Source organism: Citrobacter meridianamericanus (genome assembly GCF_041320245.1).
In the GTDB taxonomy this organism is placed as follows: Bacteria; Pseudomonadota; Gammaproteobacteria; order Enterobacterales; family Enterobacteriaceae; genus Citrobacter; species Citrobacter meridianamericanus.
In genome coordinates this window covers 154,986-173,763 of record NZ_CP101036.1, presented here as the reverse complement: position 1 = coordinate 173,763, position 18,778 = coordinate 154,986, and the positions used below count along the sequence as shown (strand labels likewise).

At 51.8% G+C, this 18,778-nt stretch carries 18 protein-coding genes and 1 pseudogene; 13 read left to right on the top strand and 6 right to left on the bottom strand.

The window, feature by feature from the left end; all coding sequences use genetic code 11:
* The first annotated feature begins 74 nt into the window (after positions 1-74).
* The 5 genes and pseudogenes from NMD08_RS00800 to NMD08_RS00780 all read left to right on the top strand — a co-directional run bounded on the left by NMD08_RS00800 (position 75) and on the right by NMD08_RS00780 (position 4,663).
* Positions 75-2,582 carry a type VI secretion system Vgr family protein gene (locus NMD08_RS00800; protein ID WP_370619353.1) on the top strand — a complete coding sequence of 836 codons (2,508 nt, stop codon included), beginning with the start codon at positions 75-77 and terminating at the stop codon, positions 2,580-2,582.
* Complete coding sequence (locus NMD08_RS00795) at positions 2,583-3,233, top strand: T6SS effector amidase Tae4 family protein (RefSeq protein ID WP_052755108.1); 651 nt, start codon at positions 2,583-2,585, stop codon at positions 3,231-3,233.
* Positions 3,230-3,844 (top strand): hypothetical protein, encoded by a 615-nt coding sequence (locus NMD08_RS00790; protein ID WP_252838562.1) that lies wholly within the window; start codon positions 3,230-3,232, stop codon positions 3,842-3,844. Before NMD08_RS00795 ends, NMD08_RS00790 begins: the two co-directional genes overlap by 4 nt.
* Positions 3,845-3,930: 86 nt before the next feature.
* Positions 3,931-4,224, top strand: a pseudogene (locus NMD08_RS00785) (RHS repeat protein); the annotation flags it as partial.
* Positions 4,225-4,306: 82 nt separating this feature from the next.
* Positions 4,307-4,663: a hypothetical protein gene (locus tag NMD08_RS00780; RefSeq protein ID WP_196615070.1), complete on the top strand. Its 357-nt coding sequence runs from the start codon at positions 4,307-4,309 to the stop codon at positions 4,661-4,663.
* Between the two features lie 448 nt (positions 4,664-5,111).
* On the opposite strand, the gene NMD08_RS00775 is transcribed toward NMD08_RS00780, so the two are convergent.
* A complete protein-coding gene (locus NMD08_RS00775; RefSeq protein ID WP_370619350.1) occupies positions 5,112-6,248 on the bottom strand; it encodes an HlyD family secretion protein in 1,137 nt (378 codons plus the stop codon).
* Positions 6,249-6,250: 2 nt separating this feature from the next.
* A complete protein-coding gene (locus NMD08_RS00770) occupies positions 6,251-6,613 on the bottom strand; it encodes a DUF3302 domain-containing protein (protein WP_151216985.1) in 363 nt (120 codons plus the stop codon).
* 533 nt (positions 6,614-7,146) lie between these two features.
* Here NMD08_RS00770 and mtlA point away from each other — a divergent pair.
* From mtlA to mtlR, 3 genes are all read left to right on the top strand, one after another.
* A complete protein-coding gene (gene mtlA, locus NMD08_RS00765) occupies positions 7,147-9,060 on the top strand; it encodes a PTS mannitol transporter subunit IICBA (RefSeq protein WP_151216986.1) in 1,914 nt (637 codons plus the stop codon).
* 138 nt (positions 9,061-9,198) lie between these two features.
* Entirely contained in the window at positions 9,199-10,347 is a 1,149-nt protein-coding gene (mtlD, locus tag NMD08_RS00760; protein WP_286542863.1) for a mannitol-1-phosphate 5-dehydrogenase, read from the top strand.
* A complete protein-coding gene (gene mtlR / locus NMD08_RS00755) occupies positions 10,344-10,934 on the top strand; it encodes a mannitol operon repressor MtlR (RefSeq protein WP_151216987.1) in 591 nt (196 codons plus the stop codon). The genes mtlD and mtlR overlap by 4 nt, the downstream gene beginning before the upstream one ends.
* Positions 10,935-10,946: 12 nt before the next feature.
* Here the strand turns inward: mtlR and NMD08_RS00750 are convergent, their stop codons facing one another.
* Positions 10,947-11,153 (bottom strand): hypothetical protein, encoded by a 207-nt coding sequence (locus NMD08_RS00750; RefSeq protein ID WP_151216988.1) that lies wholly within the window; start codon positions 11,151-11,153, stop codon positions 10,947-10,949.
* A gap of 292 nt (positions 11,154-11,445) precedes the next feature.
* Here NMD08_RS00750 and NMD08_RS00745 point away from each other — a divergent pair, with 292 nt between their 5' ends.
* The 5 genes from NMD08_RS00745 to trmL all read left to right on the top strand — a co-directional run bounded on the left by NMD08_RS00745 (position 11,446) and on the right by trmL (position 16,209).
* Positions 11,446-11,808, top strand: a complete 363-nt coding sequence (locus NMD08_RS00745; RefSeq protein WP_151216990.1) for a YibL family ribosome-associated protein — start codon at positions 11,446-11,448, stop codon at positions 11,806-11,808.
* Positions 11,809-12,070: 262 nt separating this feature from the next.
* On the top strand, positions 12,071-13,726 hold the full coding sequence (lldP, locus tag NMD08_RS00740) for an L-lactate permease (protein WP_151216992.1): 1,656 nt from the start codon (positions 12,071-12,073) through the stop codon (positions 13,724-13,726).
* The gene (gene lldR, locus NMD08_RS00735; RefSeq protein ID WP_151216993.1) at positions 13,723-14,499 is read left to right on the top strand and encodes a transcriptional regulator LldR; all 777 of its coding nucleotides are present in this window, start codon (positions 13,723-13,725) and stop codon (positions 14,497-14,499) included. Before lldP ends, lldR begins: the two co-directional genes overlap by 4 nt.
* Positions 14,496-15,686, top strand: coding sequence for a quinone-dependent L-lactate dehydrogenase (gene lldD, locus NMD08_RS00730; RefSeq protein WP_151216995.1), 1,191 nt, complete (start codon positions 14,496-14,498; stop codon positions 15,684-15,686). Before lldR ends, lldD begins: the two co-directional genes overlap by 4 nt.
* A 49-nt stretch (positions 15,687-15,735) precedes the next feature.
* Positions 15,736-16,209, top strand: coding sequence for a tRNA (uridine(34)/cytosine(34)/5-carboxymethylaminomethyluridine(34)-2'-O)-methyltransferase TrmL (gene trmL, locus NMD08_RS00725; protein WP_151216997.1), 474 nt, complete (start codon positions 15,736-15,738; stop codon positions 16,207-16,209).
* A 161-nt stretch (positions 16,210-16,370) separates the two neighbouring features.
* Here trmL and cysE read toward each other — a convergent pair whose 3' ends face one another.
* The 3 genes from cysE to secB form a co-directional block, all read right to left on the bottom strand.
* Positions 16,371-17,192 (bottom strand): serine O-acetyltransferase, encoded by an 822-nt coding sequence (cysE, locus tag NMD08_RS00720; protein WP_151216999.1) that lies wholly within the window; start codon positions 17,190-17,192, stop codon positions 16,371-16,373.
* A gap of 78 nt (positions 17,193-17,270) precedes the next feature.
* Positions 17,271-18,290: an NAD(P)H-dependent glycerol-3-phosphate dehydrogenase gene (gpsA, locus tag NMD08_RS00715; protein ID WP_252838567.1), complete on the bottom strand. Its 1,020-nt coding sequence runs from the start codon at positions 18,288-18,290 to the stop codon at positions 17,271-17,273.
* Complete coding sequence (gene secB, locus NMD08_RS00710) at positions 18,290-18,757, bottom strand: protein-export chaperone SecB (protein ID WP_003024155.1); 468 nt, start codon at positions 18,755-18,757, stop codon at positions 18,290-18,292. Before secB ends, gpsA begins: the two co-directional genes overlap by 1 nt.
* Positions 18,758-18,778 lie beyond the last annotated feature (21 nt).

The window sequence follows — 18,778 nt, the reverse complement described above, 5'->3', positions numbered from 1 at the left end:
ACAACGTACTTTTCCCTGCATTGTTCGGGACGTATGGTTCTCTGCAAAAGTATGAATACGTCACGGAGTAACTCATGTCACAGCAGGGACTGCGCTTTACGCTCGACGTGGACGGGTTAGTGGCGATGAGCACCGCCGTCGTCAGCTTCACCCTCAGCCAGAATCTCTCCACCCCCTTTTTGCTCTGCGTTGATATCGCCAGCGGCCTGCCTGACCTCACCGCCACAGATTTTCTCGAGAAAAACGCCACCCTCACTGTCTGGCAGGGGGCTGTTGCACTGCGTTATCTTCACGGCATCATCACCGGCGTGGAGCTCAGGGAGAACAACGACTGGCAGATGAATTACCAGCTGACTGTTTCGCCCCCGCTCTGGCGGGCAGGGCTGCGGCAGAACTTCCGCATCTTTCAGCAGCAGGATATCCAGACTATTTCCGCCACCCTGCTTGCTGAAAACGACGTCACTGACTGGGTGCCTTCCTTTTATGAGCCCCATCCCGCCCGCGAATTCTGCGTGCAGTACGGCGAAACTGACCTCAATTTTCTGAGCCGCCTGTGGGCCGAAGAGGGTATTTTCTTCTTTGACTGGTTCCTCCCGACCGGTCCCGACCAGAAACTGGTGCTCTGCGATGACGTCGCCGGGGTCTCCACACTCGGCGAAATGCCCTTTAACCCGAACACCCGGGAAGCCACCACCGCATGCATCAGTGCGTTCCGCTACCGGGCGCAGATTCGCCCTTCCTCAGTTGAAAACCAGGATTACACCTTTAAAGTCCCCGGATGGCCCGGTTACTTCAGCCACCACGCCAAAAACCTCAACGGCCAGCGCACACAGTATGAAATCTTTGATTATCCGGGACGCTTCAAAGACGTACAGCATGGTCAGGACTTTGCCCGCTACCAGGCGGAGGGCCACCGGCAGGATGCTGAAACGGCAGCCTGCGTGAGCAACTCCCCGAAACTGTGGCCCGGCAAACGTTTTACACTGACCGGTCACCCGTCAGAAACGCTGAACCGCGAATGGCAGGTCACCGGTTCTGTACTGGAAGGAAGGCAGCCACAGGCGCAGCACGGCAGCTCCGGCGAAGGCACCACACTCAGTAACCACCTGGACGTCATCCCGGCCGACCGGACATGGCGTGCCTCCCCGCGGCCCAAACCCGCCGTGGACGGCCCGCAGAGCGCCATTGTCACCGGTCCTGCCGGCGAGGAAATCTTCTGCGACGAGCATGGCCGGGTGCGGGTGCGTTTCCACTGGGACCGCTACTGCCCGGGAAACGAAGACAGCTCCTGCTGGGTGCGGGTGTCACAGGCGTGGGCCGGTGCCGGATTCGGCAACCTCGCCATTCCGCGTGTGGGTCAGGAAGTGATAGTGGATTTCCTGAACGGCGACCCGGACCAGCCCATTATTATGGGCCGCACCTACCACCAGGATAACCGCTCGCCGGGCAGCCTGCCGGGCACGAAAACGCAGATGACCATCCGCTCGAAGACCTACAAAGGTGGCGGATTTAACGAACTGAAATTCGATGATGCGACGGGCAATGAGCAGGTCTATATCCATGCGCAGAAGAACATGGATACGGAGGTGCTGAACAACCGAACCACTGATGTGAAGGTGGACCATACGGAGACCATCGGCAATAACCAGAGCATCACTGTGGGACTCGGGCAGACCATCACGGTGGGTAAAGAAAACGCATCCGGACACGACCGGACAGTCACGGTCGCGCATGACCAGCGCAACACGACGGGGAATGACCGTCAGGTGACGGTGAGTCATGATGACACGGTGACCGTAAAAAACGACCGGAAGACAGAAGTGATGCACGACCGGCGTGAGCAGGTGGGGAATGACGAGACGCTGGTTGTGGGCAATGACCGGAAGATGTCGGTGAAGGGAAAACAGGAGCAGACCACCACCGGCGACCATGTCAGCCTGGTGAAAGGGATGAAGAGCCTGGAGGTGAAGGGAGACCTGGCGCAGAAGATAAGCGGCGCGCTGGGGATCAAGGTACAGGACGATATTGTGCTGGAAAGCAGCAGCCGGATAAGCCTGAAGGTGGGCGGTTCGTTTGTGGTCATCCACCCGGGCGGCGTGGACATTATGGGGCCGAAGATAAACCTGAACGGCGGGGGGAGTGCGGGAACGCCGGTGGGGGTGATGCAGCCGGGCGCGCTGGAGGCGCTGGCGGATAATGCGGGAGACGGGAAGGATAACAGAAGTGGCGATGGTGATAACGGTGCCGGGAGTGGAGTGGGCGATGACCAGGGTTACTCCAGCAGTGGGGATGATGAACAGGATAATAAAGAGAAAAAAATCACCTCAATTAGCTGGTCTTATGGTGAAGAACAAACAGAGCTTAGTGATATATCTAGACACTATGTTGATTTGAATCTTCATATGCATACTCTAAATTATGATATAGGTGAAAACGTAAGTTGTGATGTTTTTTATTTCACTCCTGATGGGACGGAGGATAGCCTTTCTGTTAGTGCTGATGTAAATAAAAATAATGAAGCTATTGCGATGAATATTTTTTCTGATATTTCCTCTAAAATATATCTTTACTATGGTGATTAAATGGCTGGGATAGTGACGGTTAAAGAAAAGGGTAAAGACATAGGCAAGGTCGTTGTAAAAAGACCACCGTATGACCTCATCAAGGAAAAATATTTGGACCTATTCCCTAACAATGTAGATACGGGTGCTCCGTTGGATAGTGCCGCTTCTGTATATTTTGCGTATCTGTGGGTCGGTGGGCATGCTTTTAGAGAGTATAAAAGAAATCCATCCGCATATGGTAACGCATGCGCGTTACGAATCAGTTACGCTTTGAATATGTCTGGGATGCTTATTCCATCAAAGGTTTCGGTGTTGCCTACAACAAAAATTGGTGGGAATAGAATACTCCAGGGCGGAAATGAATATGTGATTGATGGGGGTAAATATTATTACATATATTCCGTAGAAAATCTCATAACTTTCCTTGAGTACGCTTGGGGAAAAGCAGACATGTTTAAATATGTTCCAAAGAGAGTTTCACAATTAGATGAACTTAAGAAAATGAATAAGAAAGGGATTGTTATATTTTACATTGACGGATTTAGTGATGCGACTGGTCATGCTACTATCTGGGATGGAGTTAAATGCCTTGATGGCAGTACATATTATGATCCGTCGTTACATCCAAAACAGACACTTACTGCTATTAAATTTTGGGATCTCAAATGAAGTTAAGAATGTTCTTTATACTTTCATTATTGAGTTGTGGTGAAGTGTTTGCTTCAGAGCCAGATTATATCCTGCGAGGCAGAGCAATATTATCTCAGTGGGGGGAGGTTTATTGTATTAAAAAGTATGTTTTGCAAGGGGTTGATAACAATGATGTTAATGATTCATTACATCTATTTGATTATAGTGATAGAGTGAGCTCTTTAATTTATAGTGATATTTCTAAAGGTAATGTATTTTATTACATAGATAAGAATATCAGTGATTTTGGGAATTTAGTTAATGGAAAACGGTTAAATCTCATCGCTTGTGTTGAGTTGGCGGATTCTGTTAAGTATATAGAATTTATAAAAAAACAAGACCGATATTTTTACCAAAATAATGCTGGCGTGGGATCTGTAATTCGGTCCTGTGGGCAGAAAATTCCATTTGGAGGATACTGGAGAATGATCTCAAGGTATGGCATTTATGAAAGTCGTAGATTTAAAAAAGGAGATATTTTTCCTGAGTGGAAAAGTAATGATGGATTTAATGGTGGCGAATGGATTCTTGAGTCAAGGGATGATGGCGGTCCCATTAAATTAGATGTCCCATATTTTAAATTTGATTAAATAAATTTAAAAATCAACATCGGGCTTAGGGAAAGATCACACTAAAGAGTGTTTTTTGTACAGATAAATAGAAAGGAACTATCTATGCCCACAGCCCTTACGACTACACACCATATTGTCGGAAATGGGTGAAACCAAACCTGACCTGCACACCGTGGGATGATCCCAGCTATCCTGGGATGGACACAAAGACAGCAAGAGATTACCTCCCACAAAAAGATTGGCAAATAGATAAATTACCTGCGGGATATACTTGCGCAGAGACTTATTTATTCCCAGACCTTGATGACCCCGGAGGACCTGCAACGGCAGGGATAGATGATTTGGCTGAATTAGGAGTTAAAGGTGCTCAGAGAATTATGAGAGGAGCAAGAAAATGAAACGATTTTTATTAATTTTTTTACAATCATCATTAATTTTAATGCATTAGCATCTTGTGAAATACATCCTGCCGAAGGCTCCTTGCAGGACTTGCTGGATGCAGCTGAAAAAAAAGCGTTTTACGATAATGAAATTACACATATTAATGTGAGAAGCCATATCAGGGGTGCTTTTGCTCAGGAAAAGAGTAGCGACCCTGCGCAGTTGTTGGCAATTCTTGATAATTCATCCATGGTAAAATACTTCAAAGCAGAGAATTCGACTTACGCTCGTATGACCGCGTATCTTCCTAAAAAAATGAATCTTACGAATGTGTCACCGAGATTCAATATGGAGTACTTCGTAGTGAGAGAAAGTAAATCCTGGCTGAGGAAATGCATAATAGCAGTGTGGCCGGAAGAGGCATGGAGCCAAAACGGAAGATCTACATCATTGTAGACTGCCGCTGGCGCTGATTGATGCCGATAACCGTGTGATATGACGGGCGGAAAATGACGAATGGGGTAATCTGCTTTATGAAGATAACCCGCTGAATCTGCAACAGCTTATCCGGTTGCCAGAACAGCAGCGGGATAAAAAAACTGGGCTGTACTCCTCCCGACTGGCTAGAAAGGTTTAAGAAAAAACAACATGCTGTTTAAACAGACTCTGATAGATAATTTATTAAGCAATCGATACTTCCTCTATGTCTTACGAAAATGATCAGTGTGACTATTGTAAATCAATAAATATCCGAGGATATGAGTCAGATTGAATGGTGGAGGGGAAAAAAGAATAACCTCAAGTAAACATATTCAACATCCAAGGTAAATGAATTGCTATTTACAACATATAAACAATTCACTTTACCTTGGTTAAATTTCTATCCGTGTAATCCAATATCAACTCAATGATCCAAATAAAGGTAATGCATCCAGCTGGTCATGCGCAGCAGCACTTTACGCATCACTGAAACGTGAGCGAAATGGTCGGAATAGACCGCCACCTGAGCATAGATACCGTCCGGCAGCGCATCCACATCGCCATTGGGATCCAGCTCAATCGTGGCCAGCACGCCATCGGTACCCGGCACTACAGTCAGAGACTGCAATGCTCCCTGGGCCTGATAAGAACCGCCCGGCACAACCGGCAGAATTCTGGTGAGCTTGCCGGAGAATACCTGGCCTGGCAGCGCGTTGAAGACCACTTCCGCTTCATCACCCGGTTTAAGACGCAACAACGAATTCTGACGGAATTGCGCCACGATTTGCCGCTTCTGTTCCGGAATAAACACCATCACCGGGCGCAGAGGCAGCGCGGCGGCGTAGGTTCCGGGCCGAATCAGCACCTGCGTAACATAGCCGTTGCTGGGGGCACGGACGATAGTCTGCTCAAGATTGTATTTGGCTTCAGCGAGCTGAGCGCGCAGAGACGCAACCTGAGATTGCTCCCCGTTGACCATACTGTCTAACTGGCTCTGAATCTGCGTCTGCTCGGCAACGGAGCCTTTTACCAGCGCATCCTGTGCCAGGTAGTTCTGCCGCGCGTTGTCGATATCGCTTTCAGAGAAGGGATTAACCTTCGCCTGGCTGCCCTTCAAATAGCGTTGATAATCTTTATACAGACGATCGCGTTCAGCGGAAACGCGGGTAGTATTGGCGACGGCTTCAGAAAGTTGGGCTTTCAAATTGTCGATGTTGTGCGTGGCGGTAACAAGATCAGCCTGCAGTCGATCCACTCGCGCTTGATAACGCACGGGATCGAGTTTAAATAACACCTCGCCTTTTTTAATTAGCTGATTATTTTTATCTGTCACCTCACTCACAATTCCAGTGACCTGCGGGGTTAGAGGAATTGAAATAACCGCCTTTTGCGCCGTAAAGGTATACGGATGGTTATAGTTCATTAATAAGATGAGTCCCGCCACAATAAACACTCCACCTAATGCGGCGGTGGCAAGCGTCCATTGGTTTACAGGAATACGGAATATTTTAAAGATGGCCCAGGCAAATGCCACGTAAGTCAGGACAATCAACAAATCCATGATCAAATCTCCGGAAAGGTGGAGTTATCGTCTTTTTTCTCCCCATCCAGTCTTTTTTCCAACTGGGTGATGCGCGTAGCCAGCGCGGCAACTTCAGGGTCAGGTTCCTTTCCGGTTGGCGTAATGTGTGACTGCATCCCCCAGCCTCGTTCTGGCTGATAGAGCGTGGCCCAAATCCACAGGAACGGCCAAATCACATGCAGTGTAAAAAGGCTCACCCAGCCCGCCGTATGAATGGCATCGGCATGGGGATGATTGCGCTTCTTAGCCATGTTATAGGGAATATCATGGATAGCGATGATTCCGTAAAACAGAACCAGAAAAACGAAGATCAGCACACCTAACGCGAAATAGTTTAGAAACATACCCGCCTCGTATTCACGCTAATCAGAGCTTTCAATTGCAGGCAGCCGAAAGGAGTCATGGCTGGTAATTTGAACATAATTGCAGTTAGTCATTTTCGCCATCCCATCAGGGTAAAAATTTGCAGGTTGACGGCTCGCGAGGTAGCAACAAGAAATGGATGATGAAACAGAATCCGCGCCAGATCACACCAGGAGAAATCCAGGCAAATATTTATTGCGAAGCAGATCACAAATACTCAACAAACAGCCAAAGCAAAAACGTGAACAAGTTCACATTTAAGTGTCTTTTTCAGCGCATTCTTGCGTAATGATGTTTTTTTATACTGGTATTTTGTGATCAAAATCACATTAAGTAATACCGTAAACCCTATATTTACGTGACATTGATCACACTAAAAGTCGTCGACTGGACAGTTGAACGATTCAGTGCCAGATTTCGCAGTATCTACAGGGTCCGGCTACCTCCTGCCGCTACATTAACAAACCTCGGGCTTTTAGCCTGCGCGACAGCAAACATAAGAAGGGGTGTTTTTATGTCATCCGATATTAAGATCAAGGTGCAAAGCTTTGGTCGATTCCTCAGCAACATGGTGATGCCAAATATCGGCGCGTTTATCGCGTGGGGTATTATCACCGCATTATTCATTCCGACAGGGTGGTTGCCGAACGAAACGCTGGCGAAGCTGGTCGGCCCAATGATCACCTATCTGCTGCCGCTGTTGATCGGTTATACCGGTGGTAAGCTGGTTGGCGGCGAGCGTGGCGGTGTGGTCGGTGCTATCACCACTATGGGCGTTATCGTCGGTGCGGATATGCCGATGTTCCTCGGCGCGATGATCGCAGGTCCGCTGGGCGGCTGGGCTATCAAACATTTCGATGGCTGGGTAGACGGTAAGATCAAGTCCGGTTTCGAAATGCTGGTGAATAACTTCTCCGCTGGCATCATCGGGATGATCCTCGCCATTCTGGCATTCCTTGGCATTGGCCCATTGGTTGAAGCACTGTCCAAAATCCTGGCGGCAGGCGTTAACTTCATGGTTGTCCATGACATGCTGCCGCTGGCGTCAATCTTCGTTGAACCGGCGAAAATCCTGTTCCTCAACAACGCCATCAACCACGGTATTTTCTCACCGTTGGGTATTCAGCAGTCCCATGAGATGGGCAAATCCATCTTCTTCCTGATTGAAGCTAACCCGGGTCCGGGTATGGGCGTTCTGCTGGCATACATGTTCTTCGGTCGCGGCAGCGCTAAACAGTCTGCAGGCGGCGCGGCTATCATCCACTTCCTGGGTGGTATCCACGAAATTTACTTCCCGTACGTGCTGATGAACCCGCGTCTGATCCTGGCCGTTATTCTCGGCGGTATGACTGGCGTATTTACACTGACTATCCTGAACGGCGGTCTGGTATCTCCGGCCTCTCCGGGTTCTATTCTGGCAGTACTGGCAATGACGCCGAAGGGCGCTTACTTCGCTAACATCGCAGCTATCTGTGCTGCAATGGCGGTCTCCTTTGTGGTCTCAGCCATTCTGCTGAAAACCAGCAAAGTGAAAGAAGAAGATGACATTGAAGCCGCAACCCGTCGTATGAACGACATGAAAGCGGAATCCAAAGGCGCATCTCAGCTGGCAGCGGGTGACGTTACCAACGACCTGAGCCATGTGCGTAAAATCATTGTTGCCTGCGATGCCGGCATGGGTTCCAGCGCCATGGGTGCGGGCGTACTGCGTAAGAAAGTGCAGGATGCCGGTCTGTCTCAGATTTCTGTCACCAATAGCGCGATCAACAATCTGCCGCCGGATGTGGATCTGGTCATTACCCACCGTGACCTGACCGAACGCGCTATGCGCCAGGTTCCGCAGGCACAGCACATTTCGCTGACCAACTTCCTCGACAGCGGTCTGTACTCCAATCTGACCGAACGTTTGGTCGCTGCGCAGCGCCACAACGTGAACGAAGAGAAAGTCCGCGATCACCTGAAAGACAGCTTTGAAGAGGGTGATACCCACCTGTTCAAACTGGGTGCGGAGAATATCTTCCTTGGCCGTAAAGCCACCAACAAAGAAGAAGCGATTCGCTTTGCCGGTGAGCAATTGGTGAAAGGCGGCTACGTTGAGCCAGAGTACGTCGAGGCGATGCTGGACCGCGAAAAACTGACCCCAACTTACCTCGGCGAGTCCATCGCTGTACCGCACGGTACGGTTGAAGCCAAAGACCGCGTGCTGAAAACCGGCGTGGTATTCTGCCAGTATCCAGAAGGCGTACGTTTCGGTGAAGAAGAAGACGATATCGCCCGCCTGGTCATTGGTATCGCTGCACGTAACAACGAGCACATCCAGGTGATCACAAGTCTGACTAACGCGCTGGATGACGAATCCGTGATCGAACGTCTGGCCCATACCACCAGCGTGGATGAAGTTCTGGAGCTGCTGGCGGGTCGTAAGTAAACCCCATTGCCCGATGGCGCTACGCTAATCGGGCCTACGGTTTCCTCTCCCGCAAGGGAGAGGGTTTGGGTGAGGGGAAATCTATGCAGTCCCTCACCCCAGCCCTCTTGGGTAAAAACATTAATGAAGGTTAATACTATGAAAGCATTACATTTTGGCGCAGGTAATATCGGTCGTGGCTTTATCGGCAAACTGCTGGCGGACGCGGGGATACAGCTGACGTTCGCAGATGTAAACCAGGTCGTGCTCGATGCCCTGAATGCCCGTCATAGCTATCAGGTTCATGTGGTCGGTGAAAACGAGCAGGTTGATACCGTTTCCGGCGTCAACGCCGTAAGCAGTATCGGCGATGATGTCGTCGACCTGATTGCTCAGGTAGATTTAGTCACCACCGCCGTCGGTCCGGTCGTGCTTGAGCGTATCGCTCCGGCCATCGCCAAAGGGCTGGTTAAACGCAAAGCGCAGGGTATCGTGACTCCGCTGAATATCATCGCCTGTGAGAACATGGTGCGCGGAACAACCCAGTTGAAAGGCCACGTCATGAACGCGCTGGCAGATGAAGACAAAGCCTGGGTTGAAGAACATGTAGGCTTCGTCGATTCCGCCGTAGATCGCATCGTTCCCCCTTCAGCTTCTGCAACCAACGATCCGCTGGAGGTCACCGTCGAAACCTTCAGTGAGTGGATTGTCGACAAAACGCAATTCAAAGGCGAACTGCCAAACATCCCGGGAATGGAATTAACTGATAACCTGATGGCATTTGTCGAACGTAAACTCTTCACGCTGAACACCGGGCATGCTATAACCGCGTACCTCGGAAAATTGACCGGTCATCAGACCATCCGTGACGCGATTCTCGACGAGAAAATCCGTGCAGTGGTTAAAGGTGCGATGGAAGAGAGCGGCGCGGTACTGATCAAACGCTATGGCTTTGATGCGGCAAAACATGCAGCATATATTCAGAAAATCCTCGGTCGCTTTGAAAACCCGTATCTGAAAGATGACGTTGAGCGCGTTGGCCGTCAGCCACTGCGTAAACTGAGCGCGGGCGATCGTCTGATTAAACCGCTGCTGGGCACGCTGGAGTACGGCCTGCCGCACGCGAATCTGGTCACCGGTATTGCAGCAGCGATGCATTATCGCAGTGAAGAAGATCCGCAGGCACAGGAACTGGCCGCGCTGATTGACGAAAAAGGTCCGCAGGCCGCGCTGGCGCAGGTTTCCGGTCTGGATGCCAATAGTGATGTGGTGGCGGAGGCGGTTAACGCATATAACGCGACCAAATGATTGAGAATGTGGCGCAGGTCAGCCTGCGCCCAAATGACAGATTGTCAGATATGCAGGCAATAATGGAACAAACGCAGGCCTTTGAAAATCGTGTGCTTGAGCGTCTGAATGCTGGCAAAACCGTACGCAGCTTCCTCATCACCGCCGTAGAACTGCTCACCGAGGCGGTGAATATCCTTGTGCTTCAGGTATTTCGCAAAGATGACTATGCGGTAAAATATGCTGTAGAACCGTTGCTCGACGGCGATGGACCGCTGGGCGATCTTTCCGTTCGTCTGAAACTCATTTACGGTCTGGGCGTACTCAGCCGCCCGGAGTATGAAGATGCGGAACTGCTGATGGCGCTGCGGGAAGAGTTAAACCATGACGGCAATGAATACGCGTTCACCGACGACGAGATTCTTGGTCCGTTTGGCGAACTTCACTGCGTGGCGGCACTCCCGCCGCCGCCACAGTTTGATACCTCAGACTCAGGTTTGCACGCTATGCAGATCCAGCGCTACCAGCAAATGGTGCGCTCCACGATGGTACTTTCCCTGACCGAGCTGATTTCTAAAATCAGCTTAAAAAAAGCCTTTCAAAAATAAGAGCCTGCCGGCTTACTTCTCTTCCTGCTGCGGTCGATACAGCTGCCGATAGTACGCCAGACGTTGCAGATACAGCTGCGCGTTCTCCTGTGGTATTTCAGAAGGGACTACGTCGCGCGGCGGTGTTTTATTCAAATATTCGCGAAAAGCCTGGCTAGAAGCCATAAAATCGACCGTCTTATCAATTAAAGCCGAAACGTTCTCACCTATTTTCGCCATAATCTTCCCTCCTCCATGTATTAACCGCACCCAGCCTGTGCGGTTTCTCATTTAAGTTTAGGATCGGTTGGGCGATTATATTGAGGAAAACGTGCTTCGCTATAAACCTGCCAACAAAAAGCGCCATAGCCAATCTTATCGCTTAAAGTTCCTTATTAATCAAAAAAGTAGCATTACCATTAGCTGAATAATACTTACAGCATTTGATTATTTATCTTCGATGAGTTGTGAATAATCCCGCTCTGCGCGCATACTATAGGATATTCATCCTATTTTTATCAGAAGCTATCCTATGAAAGAAGTCGAAAAAAACGAAATTAAACGCCTGAGCGATCGTCTTGACGCAATCCGCCACCAGCAGGCTGACCTGTCCCTGGTTGAAGCCGCCGACAAATATGCCGAGCTTGAGCAAGAGAAAGAAACACTGGAAACTGAGATCGCACGACTGCGTGAAGTGCACGGTCAGAAGCTGAGCAAAGAAGCGCAAAAGCTCAGCAAACTCCCGTTCCGTCGTGCCATCACCAAAAAAGAACAGGCCGACATGGGCAAGCTGAAGAAGAGCGTGCGCGGCCTGATCGTCGTTCACCCGATGACCGAACTTGGCCGTGAAATGGGCCTGAAAGAGATGACGGGCTTCGCGAAAAACGAGTTCTAGTCTGCCACCGGGCAACACTCGCTTGCCCGGTTCTTCGCTTTCCCTCGCAATTGGCCCTACCAATTTCAGTCAGATCCTACCAACACCTCACATTTCATTAAAATGTGCGTACATTACCGTTGCCAACAAATAACATTTGATTAACCATTCATTGTCATTACCCCTACACAACAATATTGGCAGGGCCACTTTTACACATAATGTGACGAAGAGATGAGCACAGACTCATTGCATTATGTCAGCGGCCCCCAGGAGACCTGCAATGAATCTCTGGCAACAAAACTACGACCCGGCCGGTAACATCTGGCTTTCAAGCCTGATTGCCTCGCTACCTATTCTGTTCTTTTTCTTCGCGCTGATTAAGCTCAAGCTGAAAGGCTATGTTGCGGCATCGTGGACGGTGGTGATCGCGTTGTCGGTCGCCTTATTGTTCTACAAAATGCCGGTCGATCACGCGCTGGCTTCTGTGGTGTACGGTTTCTTCTATGGTCTGTGGCCGATTGCCTGGATCATTATCGCCGCGGTATTCGTCTATAAAATCTCGGTAAAAACCGGGCAGTTCGACATTATCCGTTCGTCGATTCTCTCCATCACTCCTGACCAACGTCTGCAAATGATCATCGTGGGCTTCTGTTTTGGGGCGTTTCTGGAAGGTGCCGCTGGCTTTGGTGCGCCCGTCGCAATTACCGCTGCGTTGCTGGTTGGCCTCGGCTTTAACCCGCTGTATGCGGCAGGGTTATGCCTGATTGTGAACACCGCGCCGGTGGCGTTTGGTGCAATGGGTATTCCAATTCTGGTTGCCGGTCAGGTCACCGGGCTGGACAGCTTTGAAATCGGCCAGATGGTGGGTCGCCAGTTGCCGTTCCTGACGATTATCGTACTGTTCTGGATCATGGCGATTATGGACGGCTGGCGCGGCGTGAAAGAGACCTGGCCTGCGGTAATGGTCGCTGGTGGTTCGTTTGCTATCGCGCAGTACCTCAGCTCGAACTTTATCGGGCCGGAACTGCCGGACATCATCTCTTCTCTGGTTTCTCTGGTCTGCCTGACGCTGTTCCTGAAACGCTGGCAGCCAGTGCGCATCTTCCGCTTTGGCGACATGGGCGCTTCCCAGGTTGATCAGACGCTGACTCGCACCCGTTATACCGTTGGACAGGTGGTTCGCGCCTGGTCTCCATTCCTGTTCCTGACCGCCACCGTCACACTGTGGAGCATCCCGCCGTTTAAAGCGCTGTTTGCCCCTGGCGGCACGATGTACCACTGGGTGGTCAATATTCCGGTGCCATTCCTCGACAAACTGGTAGCCCGCATGCCGCCGGTGGTACACGAAGCCACAGCCTACGCGGCGGTGTACAAGTTCGACTGGTTCTCGGCAACCGGTACCGCCATTCTGTTTGCCGCGCTGCTGTCAATCGTCTGGCTGAAAATGAAGCCGTCTGCCGCTCTGCAAACCTTTGGCAGCACGCTAAAAGAGCTGGCGCTGCCCATCTACTCCATCGGAATGGTACTGGCATTCGCGTTTATCTCTAACTACTCGGGGCTGTCTTCAACGCTGGCATTGGCGCTGGCGCACACCGGCCACGCCTTTACCTTCTTCTCGCCGTTCCTCGGCTGGCTGGGGGTATTCCTGACCGGTTCAGACACCTCATCAAACGCACTGTTCGCGGCTCTGCAGGCAACGGCAGCTCAGCAAATTGGCGTCTCTGATGTACTGCTGGTTGCGGCGAATACCACCGGTGGCGTGACCGGTAAGATGATCTCCCCGCAGTCAATCGCCATCGCCTGTGCGGCCGTGGGGCTGGTGGGTAAAGAATCTGACCTGTTCCGCTTTACCGTGAAACACAGCCTTATTTTCACCTGTATGGTGGGTGTGATCACCACGCTGCAGGCCTATGTCTTAACCTGGATGATTCCATGATAGTGATGCCCAGACGCCTGTCAGACGAGGTCGCATCTCGTGTGCGGGCGCTGATTAAAGAACAACAGCTGGAGGCGGGCATGAAATTGCCCGCTGAGCGCCAACTGGCCATACAGCTCGGCGTATCCCGTAACTCACTGCGCGAGGCGTTAGCCAAGCTGGTAAGTGAAGGCGTGCTGATTAGCCGTCGTGGCGGCGGGACGTTTATCCGTTGGCAGCATGAACCGTGGTCCGAACAAAACATTGTCCAGCCACTGAAAAGCCTGATGGCGGACGACCCTGATTACAGCTTCGATATTCTCGAAGCCCGCCACGCCATCGAGGCCAGCACCGCCTGGCACGCCGCCATGCGCGCCACGGCCGCCGACAAAGAGAAAATCAGGCTCTGTTTCGAGGCCACACAAAGTGAAGATCCGGATCTCGCTTCACAAGCAGACGTTCGCTTTCACCTTGCCATCGCTGAAGCCTCGCATAACGTGGTGTTGCTACAAACCATGCGTGGTTTCTTCGACGTATTGCAGTCTTCGGTAAAACAGAGTCGCCAACGTATGTACCTGGTGCCGCCGGTGTTTTCACAGCTCACAGAACAACACCTTGCTGTGCTGGACGCGATTGTCGCTGGGGACGCCGACGGCGCGCGAAAGGCAATGATGGCGCATCTCAGTTTTGTCCATACCACCATTAAACGCTTTGATGAAGACCAGGCCCGCCAGGCGCGTATCACCCGTCTGCCCGGTGACCATAATGAAATTAGCAGGGAGAACAACACATGATTATTTCAGCAGCCAGCGATTATCGCGCCGCAGCCCAGCGCATTCTACCTCCTTTCCTGTTCCACTACATTGACGGTGGGGCGTACGCGGAGCATACCCTGCGCCGTAACGTGGAAGATTTATCAGAGGTAGCACTACGCCAGCGCGTGCTGAAGAACATGTCAGATCTTAGTCTGGAAACCACCCTGTTTAACGAAAAACTGTCGATGCCAGTAGCCCTCGCGCCTGTCGGTTTGTGCGGCATGTACGCACGCAGGGGCGAAGTTCAGGCTGCCGCCGCCGCTGATGCCAAAGGCATACCATTTACGCTTTCGACGGTATCCGTCTGCCCAATTGAAGAAGTCGCCCCGACCATCAAGCGTCCGATGTGGTTCCAGCTTTACGTCCTGCGCGATCGCGGCTTTATGCGTAACGCCCTGGAACGCGCCAAAGCCGCAGGCTGCTCCACGCTGGTTTTTACCGTCGATATGCCCACGCCCGGCGCACGCTATCGTGACGCTCATTCAGGTATGAGCGGACCAAATGCGGCACTGCGTCGTTACTGGCAGGCAGTTACCCATCCACAATGGGCATGGGACGTTGGCCTGAACGGTCGGCCGCATGATTTAGGCAATATTTCGACGTATCTTGGCAAGCCCACCGGCCTTGAGGATTACATCGGTTGGCTGGCGAATAACTTTGATCCGTCCATTTCCTGGAAAGACCTCGAGTGGATCCGTGAGTTCTGGGATGGCCCGATGGTGATCAAAGGGATCCTCGATCCAGAAGATGCCCGCGACGCCGTGCGCTTTGGCGCCGACGGGATTGTGGTTTCCAACCACGGTGGGCGCCAGCTAGATGGCGTGCTTTCTTCCGCCCGCGCGCTGCCCGCCATTGCCGATGCGGTAAAAGGCGATATCGCGATTCTGGCCGACAGCGGGATCCGCAACGGTCTGGACGTGGTGCGCATGATTGCGCTGGGTGCGGATAGCGTGCTGCTGGGCCGTGCTTACCTGTACGCGCTGGCAACCCACGGCCAGGCCGGTGTGGCGAATCTGCTGAACCTGATCGAGAAAGAGATGAAGGTGGCAATGACCCTGACCGGTGCGAAATCCATTAGCGAAATCAGCCGCGATTCACTGGTACAGGAACTGGGCAAGAGCCTGCCTGCCGCATTGGCTCCTCTGGTCCAGGGTGATGCCGCGTGAGGGTGAATTAAATATCTGTTATTCTGCCCCCCGTTATTAAGGGGGCAGTATGCTTAACATCGTTTTGTTCGAACCAGAAATCCCGCCAAATACCGGCAATATTATCCGTCTTTGCGCCAATACCGGCTTTCGTCTGCATATTATTGAGCCAATGGGCTTTACCTGGGACGACAAGCGCCTGCGTCGCGCAGGGCTGGATTACCATGAATTTACCGCCGTGCTGCGCCACCCTGATTATGCCACTTTCGTCGCCGCAGAAAATCCGCAACGTCTGTTTGCCCTGACCACCAAAGGTACGCCAGCGCATAGCGCAGTAAACTATCAGGATGGCGATTATCTGATGTTTGGCCCGGAAACACGCGGTCTGCCAGCCAGCATTCTCGACGCGTTACCAGCCGAACAAAAAATTCGTATTCCGATGATGCCGGACAGTCGCAGCATGAACCTGTCTAACGCGGTGTCGGTAGTGGTGTATGAAGCCTGGCGCCAGTTAGGTTATCCTGGCGCGGTATTGCGTAGTTGATTTGTGTCGGGTGCGGCTAACGCCTTATCCGACCTACGGCAGAATTTAACGTTTACTTTTCGAGCGTTATCGGCGCAGTCAGGTTGAACATGGACTGCGCGCAGTACGTGAGGATGGCGAGCACAGTCCTGGTTCAAGATGACAAGTAAGATAGCTCGAAATCAGATGCCATCGCCATACTCGAACGTATGATGTATCCCGTTGAAATGCTGATCCATATCCATAGACGGCTTATCGCTGTCAGGCTTGCCGACGATGCGCGCCGGAACGCCTGCGGCAGTCGTATGCGGGGGAACAGGCTGTAAAACGACGGAACCTGCGCCAATCTTTGCGCCACGCCCGACTTCAATATTGCCGAGAATTTTTGCTCCCGCACCAATCATCACACCTTCACGAATTTTAGGATGTCGGTCACCGCCGGATTTACCGGTCCCGCCAAGCGTGACGGATTGCAAAATAGAGACGTCGTTTTCAATCACCGCAGTTTCACCGACCACAATACCGGTGGCGTGATCGAGCATAATCCCCCGGCCAATTTTTGCCGCCGGGTGAATGTCTACCTGAAAGCTAACGGACACCTGATTTTGCAGAAAGATCGCCAGCGCCTGACGCCCCTGGTGCCACAGCCAGTGACCGATACGATAGGCCTGAAGCGCGTGAAAACCCTTCAGATAAAGAAGTGGGGTGGAATATTTATCGACGGCCGGGTCACGCGTGCGCACCGCCTGAATATCACAAGCCGCCGAAGCAATCATTTCAGGATCGGCCGCGTAGGCCTCTTCCACGACTTCTCGAATCGCAATGGCAGGCATGATCGGAGAAGCGAGTTTATTCGCCAGCATATAACTCAGCGCACTGCCGAGGTTTTCATGCTTGAGCAGCGTTGCGTGGTAAAAACTGGCTAGCATTGGCTCACATTCCGCCAGTGCCCGGGCTTCCGCTTTAATGTTTTTCCAGACGATATCCAGTTCTTCACACGGCATTGCATACTCCAGAAGGTAGCAAAACGACCAACCCGTTCTACGCGGGTCGGGTCGTTAGATTGAAACGGTTCCTTACGGCTAGTGGCTGCTTCGCTCGTCCTTGCGCGCACGACCTAATAACGTCAATGCTGCCTCGCGCGCGTTTTTTCCGCAATACAATACTTGATAAATTTCCTCGGTTATTGGCATCTCGACACCAAAACGGTGCGCCAATTCACGAACTTCTTTCGTATTGCGATAGCCTTCAACCACCTGACCAATCTTGTCCTGCGCGCCCTGCACGTCCATACCCTGGCCGAGCATCATGCCAAAACGACGGTTACGCGACTGGTTGTCGGTACAGGTCAGCACCAGATCGCCTAAACCCGCCATCCCCATAAAGGTGGCAGGATCGGCACCCAGCGCCGCGCCAAGGCGAGACATTTCGGTCAGTCCGCGGGTGATCAATGCGGTTCGCGCATTCGCGCCGAAGCCGATGCCGTCAGACATCCCCGCGCCAATAGCAATAACGTTTTTCACCGCGCCGCCAAGCTGCACGCCAATGAAATCCGGGTTGCTGTAAACGCGGAAGCTTTTACCGCAGTGCAGCAACTGCTGGAGATCGTCAGCAAAGGTGTCGTCCGTCGAGGCCAGAGAGATCGCCGTCGGCATACCTGCTGCCAGCTCTTTGGCGAACGTCGGACCGGAGATGACCGCCAGTGGAATAGCATCCCCCAGCGCTTCGCGTGCGACGTCCTGCAGCAGACGTCCCGTTTCCGCTTCCAGACCTTTTGTCGCCCAGACTAGCCTCGCGTCAGGACGCATCAGCGGTTTGATGTTACGCAGCACTTCGCCAAAGACGTGGCTCGGCACCACCACCAGGATATTACGACTGGCGGCCAGCGCAGTGGCTAAATCACTTTCCAGGCGCAGTGTGTCAGGAAAAGGCACATCAGGAAGGAACGCGACGTTGCAGCGATCGTGCTCAAGGGTCGCGATATGTTTCGGATCATGGCCCCACAGGACAACCTGATGGCCATTTCTTGCCAGGGTGATGGCAAGAGCGGTGCCGTACGAGCCGGCACCAATCACAGTCATTGAAGCATTACTTTGGTTCATCAGGCATCCTGATGTTCTTCAGTACCTTCGCCAGCCTGCTGCTGTAAATAGTTCATGAACAGCGCATCAAAGTTGACCGGCGCAAGGTTCAGTTGCGGGAATGTACCGCGTGAAACCAGGCTGGTGATGCATTCGCGAGCATACGGGAACAGAATGTTCGGGCAGTATGCGCCAAGGCAATGCGCCATCTGAGTCCCTTCAATACCACTGATGGAGAAAATACCGCCCTGCTGAACTTCGCACAGGAACGCAGTTTCTTCACCCAGGGAAGCCGTTACGGTGACACGCAGCACTACTTCATACACATCATCTGCCAGTTGGGTAGAGGCGGTATCAAGATCAAGTTTAACCTCTGGCTGCCAATCTTTCTGGAAAACATGCGGTGCATTTGGCGCTTCGAAAGATACATCCTTGGTATAAATACGTTGGATCTGGAAAGCCATTTCAGTGTTATTTTGTTCTGACATGTTGAGAAAACCCTTTAGTGT

Excerpts from the sequence above, each read along its gene's own strand:
- NMD08_RS00800 (WP_370619353.1), top strand. The coding sequence starts at position 75 with ATGTCACAGCAGGGACTGCGCTTTACGCTCGACGTGGACGGGTTAGTG.
- NMD08_RS00795 (WP_052755108.1), top strand. The coding sequence starts at position 2,583 with ATGGCTGGGATAGTGACGGTTAAAGAAAAGGGTAAAGACATAGGCAAG.
- NMD08_RS00790 (WP_252838562.1), top strand. The coding sequence starts at position 3,230 with ATGAAGTTAAGAATGTTCTTTATACTTTCATTATTGAGTTGTGGTGAA.
- NMD08_RS00775 (WP_370619350.1), bottom strand. The coding sequence starts at position 6,248 with ATGGATTTGTTGATTGTCCTGACTTACGTGGCATTTGCCTGGGCCATC.
- NMD08_RS00770 (WP_151216985.1), bottom strand. The coding sequence starts at position 6,613 with ATGTTTCTAAACTATTTCGCGTTAGGTGTGCTGATCTTCGTTTTTCTG.
- mtlA (WP_151216986.1), top strand. The coding sequence starts at position 7,147 with ATGTCATCCGATATTAAGATCAAGGTGCAAAGCTTTGGTCGATTCCTC.
- mtlD (WP_286542863.1), top strand. The coding sequence starts at position 9,199 with ATGAAAGCATTACATTTTGGCGCAGGTAATATCGGTCGTGGCTTTATC.
- mtlR (WP_151216987.1), top strand. The coding sequence starts at position 10,344 with ATGATTGAGAATGTGGCGCAGGTCAGCCTGCGCCCAAATGACAGATTG.
- NMD08_RS00750 (WP_151216988.1), bottom strand. The coding sequence starts at position 11,153 with ATGGCGAAAATAGGTGAGAACGTTTCGGCTTTAATTGATAAGACGGTC.
- NMD08_RS00745 (WP_151216990.1), top strand. The coding sequence starts at position 11,446 with ATGAAAGAAGTCGAAAAAAACGAAATTAAACGCCTGAGCGATCGTCTT.
- lldP (WP_151216992.1), top strand. The coding sequence starts at position 12,071 with ATGAATCTCTGGCAACAAAACTACGACCCGGCCGGTAACATCTGGCTT.
- lldR (WP_151216993.1), top strand. The coding sequence starts at position 13,723 with ATGATAGTGATGCCCAGACGCCTGTCAGACGAGGTCGCATCTCGTGTG.
- lldD (WP_151216995.1), top strand. The coding sequence starts at position 14,496 with ATGATTATTTCAGCAGCCAGCGATTATCGCGCCGCAGCCCAGCGCATT.
- trmL (WP_151216997.1), top strand. The coding sequence starts at position 15,736 with ATGCTTAACATCGTTTTGTTCGAACCAGAAATCCCGCCAAATACCGGC.
- cysE (WP_151216999.1), bottom strand. The coding sequence starts at position 17,192 with ATGCCGTGTGAAGAACTGGATATCGTCTGGAAAAACATTAAAGCGGAA.
- gpsA (WP_252838567.1), bottom strand. The coding sequence starts at position 18,290 with ATGAACCAAAGTAATGCTTCAATGACTGTGATTGGTGCCGGCTCGTAC.
- secB (WP_003024155.1), bottom strand. The coding sequence starts at position 18,757 with ATGTCAGAACAAAATAACACTGAAATGGCTTTCCAGATCCAACGTATT.